Annotated in this window: 13 protein-coding genes and 2 pseudogenes; 1 reads left to right on the forward strand and 14 read right to left on the reverse strand. The window is 38.3% G+C overall.

The window, feature by feature from the left end:
* Window positions 1–95: 95 nt before the first annotated feature.
* From SORDD27_RS05130 to miaA, 7 genes and pseudogenes are all read right to left on the reverse strand, one after another.
* On the reverse strand, window positions 96–1,163 hold the full coding sequence (locus SORDD27_RS05130) for an ankyrin repeat domain-containing protein (RefSeq protein ID WP_061427716.1): 1,068 nt from the start codon (window positions 1,161–1,163) through the stop codon (window positions 96–98).
* Between the two features lie 190 nt (window positions 1,164–1,353).
* Window positions 1,354–2,109, reverse strand: a complete 756-nt coding sequence (locus SORDD27_RS05135; protein WP_061427718.1) for an SDR family NAD(P)-dependent oxidoreductase — start codon at window positions 2,107–2,109, stop codon at window positions 1,354–1,356.
* Between the two features lie 28 nt (window positions 2,110–2,137).
* Window positions 2,138–2,629, reverse strand: a pseudogene (locus SORDD27_RS10505) (DUF7832 domain-containing protein).
* 28 nt (window positions 2,630–2,657) lie between these two features.
* The gene (gene rnz, locus SORDD27_RS05145) at window positions 2,658–3,587 is read right to left on the reverse strand and encodes a ribonuclease Z (protein WP_061427720.1); all 930 of its coding nucleotides are present in this window, start codon (window positions 3,585–3,587) and stop codon (window positions 2,658–2,660) included.
* A gap of 14 nt (window positions 3,588–3,601) precedes the next feature.
* Entirely contained in the window at window positions 3,602–4,225 is a 624-nt protein-coding gene (locus tag SORDD27_RS05150) for a hypothetical protein (RefSeq protein WP_061427722.1), read from the reverse strand.
* Window positions 4,218–5,456, reverse strand: a complete 1,239-nt coding sequence (hflX, locus tag SORDD27_RS05155) for a GTPase HflX (RefSeq protein ID WP_061427724.1) — start codon at window positions 5,454–5,456, stop codon at window positions 4,218–4,220. The genes SORDD27_RS05150 and hflX overlap by 8 nt, the downstream gene beginning before the upstream one ends.
* Entirely contained in the window at window positions 5,449–6,333 is an 885-nt protein-coding gene (miaA, locus tag SORDD27_RS05160; protein ID WP_061427727.1) for a tRNA (adenosine(37)-N6)-dimethylallyltransferase MiaA, read from the reverse strand. The genes hflX and miaA overlap by 8 nt, the downstream gene beginning before the upstream one ends.
* A 120-nt stretch (window positions 6,334–6,453) precedes the next feature.
* Here miaA and SORDD27_RS05165 point away from each other — a divergent pair, with 120 nt between their 5' ends.
* Window positions 6,454–6,624, forward strand: a complete 171-nt coding sequence (locus SORDD27_RS05165; RefSeq protein WP_001051782.1) for a DUF3042 family protein — start codon at window positions 6,454–6,456, stop codon at window positions 6,622–6,624.
* Between the two features lie 422 nt (window positions 6,625–7,046).
* On the opposite strand, the gene gggC is transcribed toward SORDD27_RS05165, so the two are convergent.
* The 7 genes and pseudogenes from gggC to SORDD27_RS10485 form a co-directional block, all read right to left on the reverse strand.
* Window positions 7,047–8,591, reverse strand: coding sequence for a streptosactin export ABC transporter GggC (gene gggC, locus SORDD27_RS05170; RefSeq protein ID WP_061428084.1), 1,545 nt, complete (start codon window positions 8,589–8,591; stop codon window positions 7,047–7,049).
* Window positions 8,584–9,781 (reverse strand): annotated as a pseudogene (gggB, locus tag SORDD27_RS10555) (streptosactin maturase GggB). Before gggB ends, gggC begins: the two are co-directional and overlap by 8 nt.
* 67 nt (window positions 9,782–9,848) lie before the next feature.
* Window positions 9,849–9,953, reverse strand: a complete 105-nt coding sequence (gggA, locus tag SORDD27_RS10560) for a streptosactin (RefSeq protein ID WP_000369345.1) — start codon at window positions 9,951–9,953, stop codon at window positions 9,849–9,851.
* 51 nt (window positions 9,954–10,004) lie between these two features.
* Window positions 10,005–10,895: a helix-turn-helix domain-containing protein gene (locus SORDD27_RS05180; RefSeq protein WP_061420652.1), complete on the reverse strand. Its 891-nt coding sequence runs from the start codon at window positions 10,893–10,895 to the stop codon at window positions 10,005–10,007.
* Between the two features lie 635 nt (window positions 10,896–11,530).
* Window positions 11,531–12,370 carry a thymidylate synthase gene (locus tag SORDD27_RS05185; RefSeq protein ID WP_061420651.1) on the reverse strand — a complete coding sequence of 280 codons (840 nt, stop codon included), beginning with the start codon at window positions 12,368–12,370 and terminating at the stop codon, window positions 11,531–11,533.
* 98 nt (window positions 12,371–12,468) lie between these two features.
* A complete protein-coding gene (locus tag SORDD27_RS05190; RefSeq protein WP_061420649.1) occupies window positions 12,469–13,428 on the reverse strand; it encodes an ROK family glucokinase in 960 nt (319 codons plus the stop codon).
* Window positions 13,429–13,553: 125 nt separating this feature from the next.
* On the reverse strand, window positions 13,554–13,675 hold a 122-nt coding region (locus SORDD27_RS10485), incomplete at its 5' end, for an Ltp family lipoprotein (protein ID WP_196755625.1).

Below are 13,675 nucleotides of genomic sequence, written 5' to 3' on the forward strand. Positions count from 1 at the left end.
ATACTCACAAATATAAGTTTCTATTTTTTTAACTTTGTCAATTAGTTGCATCATTTCACCATGATTTCTTTGTTTTATCTGTCTTACAATGCTCTTTAACGCTTATAACTTGTTTTTTCTAGGGAAATGGGCTCAGGATTTTGCTTAATCCATATAAGAGCTAGCTGACACAGACGATCTAGACTGGCTTCATCATCGCTTTCTTTACTATGGATTTGCGCAATAACTTGCTTGCTTTCTTCTAATTCTTGTTCTGAAAGAGAGTTTCCTAGAGACAAGTATTGAGGGAGAGCCTGAAGCATTTTTCTATAGTCCCTGTCCCAGTTGACCCCACCATTGCGATCCAGTTCATCTCGGACTCGACCTGGTATACGGATAACTTCTCCCTGAACAGTTTTGGCTGCTCCACTTGAAGGAATCAAGAAAGACCATAGTTCCTCATATTGCTCCTCCCAGCTACCTTCTTTTACGAGAATCGGAGAAACTCCATCGTGGGTTATTCGTTTGGCTACCGGCTTGACATCAAACAAACGATAAAGTATGGCTAAACCTTTATCTGCTGCTTCTAAATAGTCGGGATTGATTCCTTCTCTATGAAATTCAAAATCCTTACCAATATTTTCGACCTTTTCTTTCATAGCTGGTGTTTTCTTAGCACCAGCATCCAGAAGCATTGCGGCGATTTCAGCTGTTTGGGCAATATAGATTCCCCGACAGACAGTGAGAACGGAGTCTAGTGGAGTTTGTCCCCTATCATTCTTAGGGTTGACCTTTGCTCCCTTTTCTAAGAGAAGCGCAACGGTCTTAGGATGAAAAAACTCAGCTGCCACATGCAAGGGTGTATTGCCATAAGTATTGGTTTTTTCAACATCTGCACCCAATTCGAGCAAGAGTTTTACAGTCTCTCTTCCCATGGTTGCCTGACGATACAAAGGAGTTGCTCCATAATAATCAGGGATATTGATATCTAAGCCCTGTTCGACAAGCCAAATAACCAATTCATCCGGGACTCCTCCCATATGCAGAGGTGTACATAAGCTAAATCTTCCATCATGTGCAGTTAACTCACACTTATCATATACGGACTTTAATTGGTCAATATTTCCATCAGTTAGTAGTTCATTAAAGTCCTTGGGTAAGGTAACTCTTTTCTTTTTTGCCATTTTTTACTCCTGTATCCATGATTCTATCTTTTTGTACCTAGATTGTACTCTAAGTATCTTCTAGAACTCTTTTATTTGTATTATACCCTAAAAGCTATGAATAGGCACGAATAAGCTTGATTTTTAACTTTAAAACACTCTTCTTTCAAGAAATTAAATCAAAAAACTATTCATTAAAGGAATAGCTTTTTTACTTATAATTAAAGGTTTCCCCAGCCAACTTATCGGCTAACTTGGGAAAGAGGGTATAAAACTTATGGGCTAGGTTCAACAAAACTGGGAGATTGAGTTCCCGTTTGTTTTTTCCTATGATTCTGACAATCTTTCTAGCAACTGCATCTGGTTCTAAGAGAAAGCGGTCAACCGACTTGAGGTAGCTCCCATCTGGGTCTGCCTGATCAAAAAATCCTGTACGGATTGGTCCTGGATTGACTGTTGTCACATAGATTCCATCAGGCATCAGTTCGAGGCGTAGAGCGTTGGAAAAACCAATAGCCGCAAACTTGGTTGCTGAGTATAGACTAGACTTGCCGGTCGCTATCAAACCTGCCATGCTGACGATATTGATGATATGGCCTTTTCGACTTTCCTTCATTCGACACCCAATGCGACGAGACAAGTTCATCAGAGCAAAGGTATTGACCTCGAACATCTGGTGAATGTCTTGCTCAGAAATCTTGTCAAATTCTTCAAAAATTCCATAGCCAGCATTGTTAATCAAGACATCAATCTTGCCATAGCGGAGATAGAGGTCAGCTACCAGATCCTCTAGGACCGAGTCGTCGGTAATGTCGATTTCAATCAATTCCACATGGGCATGATTTCCATAGAGTTGTCCTAGTTTTTCCTTATTTCTACCTAGCAAAATGAGTTGGTCATTTGGCAAGAGTTTGACCATTTCTTGGGCTAAGCCACCGCTAGCTCCCGTGATGATGATGGTGCGCATCTCTATTCCTTTCAAAGTGTTGGTCAATTTAATGAAATCTTTTTCCAGCTAAATAATGAGCATAAGCTTGATCAATGACAGGAGCAAACAGATGATAATCTTCCCAGCTACCTAAAAATTCTAAAGGCAACTCATATAAGTCATTGACTACAAATTCGGAATAATCATCCATATACTGATGTTCATAATAGTCACTTACAAAAGCCTGAAAATCCTTTGTAATATCCATCGTTCCCAGTTTACCATCGTACCAGTCTAAAAGATAATCAACACCCAAAGTTTGCTCGTTTTTTACACTTTGGAATACCGTTTCTTCATCAGGAGACATCATTTCTTTGGCATCATGTTGGATGAGCCAAGTAACGAAAAAACCGATATGATTCGCAGCCCAACGATAAATCTCCCGATAATTTTTTTGAGTTAGCTATTCTTTTTGTAATGAATAGCTGTGCAAGTAGTTGGTTAATGCATTCTCAAAATACCAATCCGCTTTATCCAATAAACGATTTTCAACAGCCATCTTATTTCCCTCTCAACGAACTATAACATTATAACTCCACTTCTTCCAAGTCTTTAACCACATGGACATTTTCAAAAACAGTTGCCGCATCTTTCTTGAGCTGGCTGATATCTTTTGAGAGGAAACGAGCACTGATATGATTTAGTAGGAGGCGTTTGGCACCTGCTTCAGCCGCTACTTGTGCTGCCTGCATATTGGTTGAGTGACCGTGATTGCGAGCAATTTTTTCATCTCCCTTGCCATAAGTCGACTCATGGACAAGAACATCTGCATTGACAGCTAGACGCACACTGGCATTGGTTTTTCGGGTGTCGCCCAGAATGGTGATAATCTTACCTGGACGTGGCGCTGAGATATAGTCAGCAGCTTTGATTTCAGTTCCGTCTTCTAGAACAACGTCCTGACCGTTTTTGATTTTTCCAAAAAGCGGACCAAATGGAACACCAGCAGCCTTAAGTCTTTCAGCATCCAAGGTTCCTTCTAAATCCTTTTGCATGACACGGTAACCGACACAGAAAATAGTGTGGTCCAGCTCCTCTGCATACACTGTGAATTTATCGGTCTCAAGGATTTTCCCTAGAGAATCTTGGTCAAACTCATGAAAATGAATGCGATAAGGCAGACGAGAACCCGACACACGAAGGCTGGTTAAGACAAATGACTTGATCCCTTGTGGTCCATAAATGTCCAAATCTGTCTGCTCTTCATTAGCTTGAAAAGCACGGCTAGAAAGGAATCCTGGCAAGCCAAAGATATGATCTCCATGCAGGTGGGTGATAAAGATTTTGCTGACCTTCCGTGGTCGAATCGTGGTTTCCAGAATGCGATTTTGCGTTCCTTCTCCACAGTCAAAGAGCCAGACTTCGTTAATCTCGTCCAAGAGTTTCAATGCGAGACTTGAAACGTTGCGGGCTTTAGAGGGCTGACCAGCCCCTGTTCCTAAAAATTGAATATCCATTCGATACTTTCTAATTAATCAATATATAACATGGCTGTGCGATTTTCCGATCGGAAATAGCGCTTGCCAGAAAAAGCAACAGCTTCTTGCAGTAAATCCTCTTGGCTATAGCCTTTGAGACACTTGCGACCATCTGCCAAGGTTTCCAGGTCTGTCAGAGGAGTCAAACTCTCCACAGAGACAACTTCTTCTTCTCCAAATTCCTTCATGTAGATCTTTCCAGACTCCTCATAGACTAGCTGATGGGGGAAAATCTGCGCAATTTCAAAGAGCAAGTCAGCTGTGATTACTTCCTCAGTTTCTGAGAAAATCCGCCCCAGCCCCTCACTCTCATAGCAAAATCCAAAGGATTTACCAGATAGATTGAGGCGAATAAAGGGCTTATTTTCTAGAGTGAAACTAGGTTCAGTATTGTAAAGATTCAGTTCCTGACTGAGTTCTGCAAAATAATCCGTCGCAGCTTCAGGACTCTTTTTCTGGTAGAGTTCGGCAAAGTAGGCATTAACGACACTCGGTGGAGGTGTGATGAGAGCCAACTGCTCTTGCTCTGTTTTGCCATCTAGAAGTTGATTCAGATAGACCTTATCCAAACTTGTATAACCTCCATATTTTAGAGCCAAGGTTTTAATATCAGTCATAAAATTCCTCTAACCTCCATTTATTTTTCTCGGAAATGTAGCCTGTAATCACTTCTCCATCATCTTGGTAGTCACGATTTTCAAGAATCGCTACACTTTCCAAATCATGAATCTTGTAAGACTTCGAAAAGGGCACGCGCAAGGTAAAGACTTCAAAAATCTCCTTGATTTTCTCTAAAAACAAAGTCTGCAGATTCTCACGACTATCCTCGGACTTGGCAGAAATGAGGGCATACGGCGTTTGGGTAGGCGTGAAATCCTCCACCAAATCCGCTTTATTATAAAGGGTCAGACGAGGAATATCCTCCATATCCAAGTCTTTCATGATAGACAGAACCGTTTTTTCATGCTCCTCGTGATAAGGATTGCTGGCATCGATGACATGAACCAGAAGATCCACATGCTTGCTTTCTTCCAAGGTTGACTTGAAACTGGACACCAACTCAGTAGGCAAATCTTGAATAAAGCCAACGGTATCAGTCAAGGTTACCTGTAGATTCCCACCAAGATGGATACTCTTAGTCGTAGCATCCAGAGTCGCAAATAGCTCATCTGCCTCATATTGGGTCTTACTGGTCAAGGTGTTCATGATGGTTGATTTCCCAGCGTTGGTGTAGCCTATCAAGCCAATCTTAAAGGTACTCGACTCCAAGCGTTTTTCTCTGACTGTCGCTCGATTCTTCTCAACCACCTTAAGCTGTCTCTCGATATCCGTAATTTGGTTGCGAACACTACGACGATTCAGTTCCAGCTGGCTTTCACCAGGTCCACGGGAACCAATTCCCCCAGCCTGACGACTGAGCATGATTCCTTGACCAACCAAGCGAGGCAAGAGATACTTAAGCTGGGCCAAATGCACTTGGAGTTTCCCTTCATGGCTTCGAGCCCGCATAGCAAAGATATCTAGAATCAACTGCATACGGTCAATCACCTTGACACCCAGAACTTCTTCTAGATTGACATTTTGCCGTGGAGTCAAGCGATTATTGACGATGACAGTCGTAATCTCTTCTGCATCTACCATGAGTGCAATTTCTTCCAACTTACCAGAGCCAACAAACGTCTTCGAATCATATTTTTCACGTTTTTGTCTGTAACTATCTACTACGACTGCTCCAGCAGTCTTAGCCAGACTGGCCAACTCTTCCATGGAGAGGTCAAAATTATCCATACCTTGTAATTCAACACCAATCAGCAGGACCCGTTCTTCTTTTTTCTCCGTTTCAATCATCTAAAAACTCCTCAATCTGGCTTAGAATACGCTCCTTCACGCCAGACTCTCCTATCTGATAAAAGGTCACCTGCATGCGATTACGGAACCAGGTCAGCTGACGCTTGGCAAAACGACGGGTAGCCTGTTTGAGACTCTCACCAGCTTCCTCAAGAGCTTGCTCCCCACGGAAATATGGAAATAGTTCCTTATAGCCAATTCCTTTAGCTGCCTGCGCATCAGGATAATGTTCAAAAAGCCACTTGGCCTCATCCAAAAGCCCAGCCTCAAACATCAGATCCACTCGGTGATTGATACGTTCATAAAGCTGACTACGCTCATCATCTAAGCAGATAATCAGAGGTTCATACAAAGTCTCTTGATTTTCCAAATCCTGACCAAAATGGGCAATCTCCAAGGCACGCATAGCACGACGACGGTTAAACTGGGGAATTTCAAGACCTGCTTGCTCCACAAGATGAGATAATTCCTCATCTGAATAAGGCTCCAAACTAGCCCGATAAGCTACAATCTCCTCATGAGGTGTTTCCCCACCTAGATGGTAGCCTTCTAACAAGCTCTGGATATAAAGCCCAGTCCCACCAGCGATAATGGCTAGCTTGCCACGGCTTTGAATATTCTCAATAGCCTTCTTAGCTTCTGAAACAAAATCAAAAGCCGAGTAAGACTCGGTCACCTCTCTGACATCAATCAAATGATGAGGAACAGCTGCTTGCTCCTCTGGGCTAGCCTTGGCCGTCCCAATATCTAGCCTTCTGTATACTTGCTGACTGTCACCGCTGACCACCTCTCCACCAAAGCGCTTAGCTACTTCAATAGCAAGGGCTGTTTTCCCAACAGCAGTCGGTCCAACAATCACAATTATTTTTGTTTTCATCTTTTTTCCTTGAAAAATTTCCATTTTTTCGTTACTATTATTATATCACAAAAAGTTAAGTCAGAAAAATGCTACCACTTAAGGAGCCTGGCTGATCGGAAAGATAAAGGAGGAAGACTCATGGCTAAAGGATTCGCTAAAGGTCTTGTAACAGGTGTCGCAGGAACTGTCGCTGCCGTTGCAGGTGCAGTATACGCAATTAAAAAGAAAGTGATTGAGCCAGAAGAGCAAAAAGCAGCTTTCATCGAAGAAAACCGTAAAAAAGCAGCTCGCCGTCGCGTATCACATTAAGCAACAAAAGAAGTTGGGGATAAACTTAATTTGAGGAGAATGCCCAATAAATATTTCCACAATAAAACACATAGTATCAGGTATTCAAAAAACTGATACTATGTGTTTTTTGATTTCGACGACTTTTAACCCATACTTTATAATTAAAAAGTAGAAATCGAATTGATAAATAAAGTATGAATCTATATTACGAAAGTTAGACAGAAAATTTCATGATTGAGGTGTAAATTAAATATGTTTGCTACTATTCTTTACTTATATTATTCATAAAAAGGCAATATTGAATCTATTAAATTTACAATATCAGATTTTGTAATAACGTATATATACACAATGACGTTAACTGTCATCCAAATGCAAACAATTCGCGTACTAATAATTTTACAAATGAACGAGACATACTTTCCTCTTTTTATTGATTGTCACTGAGACAAATTAATTACTTTGTCGTATTGTGCAAGTGTCTCCTCATCATAATGGTGGATTACCTCAACCAAGGTTTGTGGAAGGGTTAATAAGATATTTGAAATTTGTTTTGAATTCACTTTATCAAGATTGGCTTTAACCTCGTCTGCCAAAATCAGATCACTATCATGATACAAACTGCGAGCGATTTCTATACGTTGCTTTTCCCCACCAGAAAGATGATTTCCATAAAGAAGATGTCCCTTTAAAAATTCTAGATTTACTCGATTAAGAATCAGGTCCATCTTTATATTATCCATCGACTCTCCAAGGGTAATATTCTCCTCAAGTGATAAACCATCAAAAATATAGGAATCTTGTAAAATATAAGAAGCTGATTTGGCAACTTGCTCTTGATTTAAGATCTGACCAGCATAAGTCACCTTCCCCAAATCTGGAGATAGTTGCCCATAGATGAGGTTAAGTAAGGTTGACTTACCACAACCACTTGCACCTATTAGAGCAATTTTTTCTCCTTTTTTAATTTCAAATGATAGATTTTCAAAAAGTATATTATCTTCAAAACTTAAACTGACGCAATCAACTAAGATAGGAAAAAGTGATGTTGAAGACAGGTCATCTGTTTGTATAATCGCATCTTGAAGTAGAAAATCATAACGATTCCTAAGCTGCTTGCTTGATTTATAGGTATTGATAAAATATGACAATTCATTGAATTGATAGCCTATGTTATGAGATACTAGATAAATTGCAACAAAACTAGCTCCTGACAAATAATTATAATAAGTCATTATACCACCGATAATGATGGGAACTACCGAACAAAATGCGTCAATACTATTAATGAGAATATTATTAATCGTACGTTGTTGTTCATAACGAATGTCCTGATCAATTCTCTTCGACAAGGCTCTTCTGAAAAGAGAATAGAAGAAATCCATAGCACCGTAATTTTTAATCACACTCTCTCCACCAATGATATTCGTTGTCTGAGACAAGTACTCCTGATTCGACGTCGCTTTTTCCTCAGAAATAAGGGCTAATTTTTTACTACCTATACCACTACAGAGTGCAGGCATAGAGTAAAAAAAGATAAATATCCAGCCCAACCAAAAATTTGTTGTCAATGCATATACAATGGAAACTATTGTAAAACCAACTGAGGAAATAATAATGACTGCTGGTTCGAGATAAGACGTTTCTAATTGTTTGACATCGTTTTCAAGATTGGATAGGATATCCTCTTTTTTACTATTTTTATTATATAGAAAATGCTCAAACAATTTATATTTCGTGATCCAAGTGAAATCTGCTACTAACTTGGCATAATAATACCTTTTCCCAGCCAATCCAATAAGAATAAATAAATTACCAATTATACCTACAGTAAGGGCTATCCATAAATCATCCAGAATCTTCTTCTCAAAACTGGCTATAATCATCGATACCAAGGTTGGTGTGATGATAGCCTCTAACCACGTAATAGCAATGAAAATAAAATAGAGCACCAAATGTTTTTTTGTGATGAACTTTTTAAGCATATCTAATGAACCTTTCAAAATTGTTAACTAATTTTGTTAAACGCTCTTTATCCTTACTCAATTCAATAATTTTATAAATACAGTATTCCATTAAATCTTGTTTTTTACACTCAATAAATTTTCCTTCTTCAGAAATAATTGATGAATAGCCATCAATCATATTTGCGACACATTCCATGCACATTCCTCTACACCAACAATCTTTACACTTAGAAAAGTTATCCTTATTATTGAATTGTGTAACTTTATCACTGCTATGGGTCCCCCAAAATCTAAAGCAAGATTTAGTTGATCCATCAACATCAAATGTTATTGTTGTTTCTGGATCAATATCATCACAAAACGATTCTATCTTACTTTTAAAAATCATTGAAAGTAGCACATCATAAACAATCGGGCTAATGTAGTTTTTAACATTATTATTGATAATATCTTCGAATGACTGATCGATAAATGTTTTTCTATTTTCTTCAGTCATTTCCATTTCTTTAACTATTAGAATTTTATTTTTGCTAAATACATTATTGATATTAAATCTAACACCCATATCAGTAAAATATCTATAGATATCCCCTTTTTTGAAATCCAAGTATTTGATGCATCCGCGTGTAAGTAGAAGCGACTTCAAAATTTTCGTAATCTATTTCTTTTAAATACTGAATAAAATTCAATGTTCGTCTATGACTTCCCTTGCCTCTTAACTTATCGTGAATCAATTGTGGGCCATCAAGGCTAACTGTTAAAAAAGGATGATAATTGTTAATCATCATTTCAACTTTCTTATTTAGGATGGTACCATTTGTCACAGTTTCAATTTTTTGAATCTCAATATTTTTAGATAGCTTTTCAATAATATAAACAAACAAATCAATATTTAAAAACGGCTCGCCTCCAAAAAGGATTAATCTCTTTATACATTGAATTCTGCGAGAGACTAGCTGATCAATAATTTTATCTGCTGTATCAATATTCATCAGTTGATTCATCATTCCGTAATTACCACCATCAGCATAGCAGTATGTACATGAAAGATTACAGTTATTTGAAATATTGATTACTACTTTTTTTAAAATACTATAATCGTTTTCTTTTTTGATATTATTATTCAAATCATCTATTGAAGTTGATAAAGTAAAGGTTTCAGAATTAAAATAAAGAGTATCAGATTCTGTAATAAATGCTTTTAACATAATTATTCCCCCTATATAACATAGAGAGGGAATAAAAATACCTCTCACAATAAAAATAAGATAGTCGTTACCGACCTCCACCACAAGAATGACTAGGGCCGCAATCATGAATAACATAGGCTGATTTATTGGCTAGTAATTCTTCCAAATCGATAATTTTGAGATTATCCATTTTATTGTCCTCCTTTATTTGATGATATGATTATATCATTCAATAGTTCAGTCACAATTTCTTTCCCATATCTGCTTGACGACTGTCCTCCCCTAAAACTTTTTTTAAATGTCCTTCATAAATCTTTGCTAAGTGGTTACTGCCTGCTAATTTTATTGCTCCAATACATTTTTTCATTTCAATAATTGCAATCTTATTTCCGTTTTTTTGATAGCGATAAAGGTTTTGAGCATAGAGAAAAATGAGTCTTTCATAAATTTCTGTCTCGATAAAAAAGCATTGTTTCAATTGTTTTTCAAAATACAAAGCATCCATAAACTTTTTCTTTTCAATACAGGTAATATAAGCATTAAGCAACATGGTTGAAATCAGGCGTCGATTAATAGGAATTTCTTTATAAAAATCTGATCGTCTAGACATTTCTCTTGCTAAAACCATAAAAACATCATGTTTTAGAACATCCAAAGTATTCATGAAAATCAACAATTCATAATATCCCCAATATTCAACACCAAATAGATAATCGGTTAAATCATCCAAATCTGTTTCATTATAGTATTTTTCTCCCGATAAATCCTGAAGGCGAATTTTAACTAAAATGGTATTTATATGATGAAATTTCTCTCGTTTTCCTTCATTTTCCATTTGAGATATCAACAATCTCTTCATCCCTTCAATGTCGCGAGTCGTTACACATTTCCTAACCTGAGCTAATAGTTCATTTAGTTCATCACGATGAAAATCATGAACGGCATACATAAATTCATCAATTGGCATGTTAATTTCATTTAGAATATGTATAAACTTTGAAATGGTTAAATCCGTTTCTCCTTTTTCGAAACGTGAAAGCTGAGATGTTGATATACCAGCCTTCGTGAGATCCTTTAACCGCAATCCTCTTGATTCTCTAAACTTTTTAAAAATTTCTCCAAAATTTTTCATTCTGAACCTCCATCACGCATATATGGGAATATATTTTATTCACCCCAATAATAACATATAATAAAAAAAACAAAAGTGAGGATTACACATGAAAAAACAAAAAATATTACCACTCCTACTCTTTTTACTAGAAGGAATTATTATTATCGGAGTTGGATAATCTTAATTTCTAAGGAGAGTTTTGCCTAGACTGCTCATCGATAAGTACTGCTGAGCGCCGGCTTATAGTTTGGAGGCAGGTAATGTACGTAACAGTCAGGTATTGCCTGCCCTCTTTAGCTAGATAGAAAACATCAAACTTTCTTACATTATCGCGAATTCCAGTTACAAAACTCCCATTAAACTTAAGTTCTTACTGAATTAAGACATCACTCCTATCTCTCCTTACACTCGTCCTAACAGACAGAAGGATATGCTTAGTCCGAAAAAGTTTAACTATAGTCAGCACAATGACTCCTATACCTGTCTTAAAAAGGCTTTTCGCTAGACCACTACAGTTGACGAAAAGCCTGCTTTTGCAGATTATAAATTTGAACTTTATCCTCATAAATTACAACATAAGAAAACACCTCATAAGTTAGATTTTTCTGTCTAACTTATGAGGTGTTAGTCATAGAAGGATATTTACATTTTTCTTAAATAGCCAAATCAAACTTCAGTTGTGGCTTGACTGGATCATAGTCAACCAACTCAAAGTCTTCCGCTTTGATATCAAAGAAATTAGTCCCATCAGGAACATTCAAGACCAAGCGTGGTTGGCAGTTTGACGGCTCACGACGGAGCAATTCCTCTGCTTGTTCAAACTGATTATCATAGATATGAAGGTTGTTGATAAAATAGAAAAACTTCCCAACCTTCCAGCCGAAATGCTTGGCAATCATCATTTGAAGAGCTACGTACTGCATAGCGTTAATGTGGTGAGCCACCAGCATGTCATTCGAACGCTGGGTCAAGGTCGCATCCAGATAGATGTCCCCATCAACCCGACGGACATCAAACATGGTCTGAAAGGCGCATGGAAGAAGACCATCTGTCTCCTCAAAAGCTTGGTAATCCCAGAGCGAGATGATATTTCGACGGTTCCAAGGGTTGGCTTCCAATTGTTTGAGAATCTTATTGATGATGTCATGTTTCTTAACGACCGCCCCATAGCGCTCACCAATGGTTCCCGTATCTCCCACTTCCCAGTCATTCCAGTAGTGAACATTGTACTTATCATTGAGAACTTCTAGACTATTAGACTGATCTTGGTAAATCCAGAGTACTTCCTTGATGGCGGATTTGATCGCAATGGGACGCAAGGTTATGATGGGAAATTCCCCTTTAGACAAATCATACTCCGCAAAGGCACCCGTTACGTACTTGGAGTTGGCAACAGTCCCATCCTTGTACTTGGGACGTGCTTGTTCAGAAAAGACGCCGTCTTTGAGGATTCGTTCAATATTCTCTTTAAAAATCGTATCTGCTTTTGTCATTTACTCTCACCTCATTTATAGTCTTAACTAGTATAGCATAAAAAAAGAAAGGAGGAAAATCACTGGCTTTAAAGTAGTGTTTTTCTCCTTTTATTATCTTATTGCAATACAAGTGATGCTGCTCCGATAACTCCAGCGTCATTTCCTAGAGTTGCAAGAGCTAATTTTGTTGATGTACGTACTTGTGGGAAGGTGTTTTCGTCGTAGACCTTTTGAACACCTTGTAGAAGGAGTTCTCCCGCAGCTGATACACCACCACCGATAACGATTGTTGAAGGGTTTAGGATTGATCCTATGTTAGCACACGCGATACCCAAGTAACGTGAGAAGTTACGGTAAACGATCAAGGCAAGGTCGTCCCCTTCTTTTGCAAGGTCAAAGACAGTTTTGGCTGTTACTTCTTCACCGTCGTCGATCAAGCGTTTCAAAGCCGCATCGCCTTCGTATTCATCTGCATAACGACGTGTCAAGTTGACAATCCCTGTTGCAGAAGCAACTGTCTCAAGACAGCCTTTCTTACCACAAGTACAAGCGATTGGTTGGTCAAAGTCAACAGTGATATGACCAAGTTCTCCTGCCGCACCAGCGACACCGTGAAGCAATTTGCCTTCTGCCACGATACCACCACCAACACCTGTACCAAGTGTCATAAAGACAACGTCTGGTTGGTTTTCACCAGCCCCCATCCAACGCTCACCAAGAGCAGCTACGTTGGCATCATTATCGATAAAGAATGGAATCCCCAAGGCTTTTTCAATCTTTTCTTTAATTGGTTGAAGGGTTTTCCAGTTGAGGTTGTAGGCACCGATAACAGTCCCTTTTTCACGGTCAACCACACCAGGTGATCCCATCCCAATCCCTCGGAAATCCGTAGCTGACAATCCAAGCAAGTCCAAACGATGTTGAATAGACTCAATCATATCATCTACAATATGGCTTCCTTCGTCCAAAATATTGGTCTTGATAGACCATTTTTCTTGGATTTCTCCCTCTTGAGTTAAAATTGCAAACTTGATAGATGTTCCACCAAGGTCAATCCCTATAATCTTTTGACTCATCGTCTTCTCCTTTTTAATTGAAAATGCTTACAGATATAGTATAACAAAATCGTCTCTTTTGTGCAAAGGTTTGCAGGCTACAAGCCAAAATTAAAACATCTCATTTGCTTCACTATTTGTAAAAATTAGTCACCTAAATGTTGAATGGCATAGTTGGCTTCTTCTTTGGTAAATTTTCTAAAATAAGGAGAAGTTAGCCTCTCATAAATTTCTGTCTTTGAGAGATTGTTATATTTTCGGTATTCTC

It is taken from the genome of Streptococcus oralis (genome assembly GCF_001579025.1).
Classification (GTDB): Bacteria; Bacillota; Bacilli; order Lactobacillales; family Streptococcaceae; genus Streptococcus; species Streptococcus oralis_X.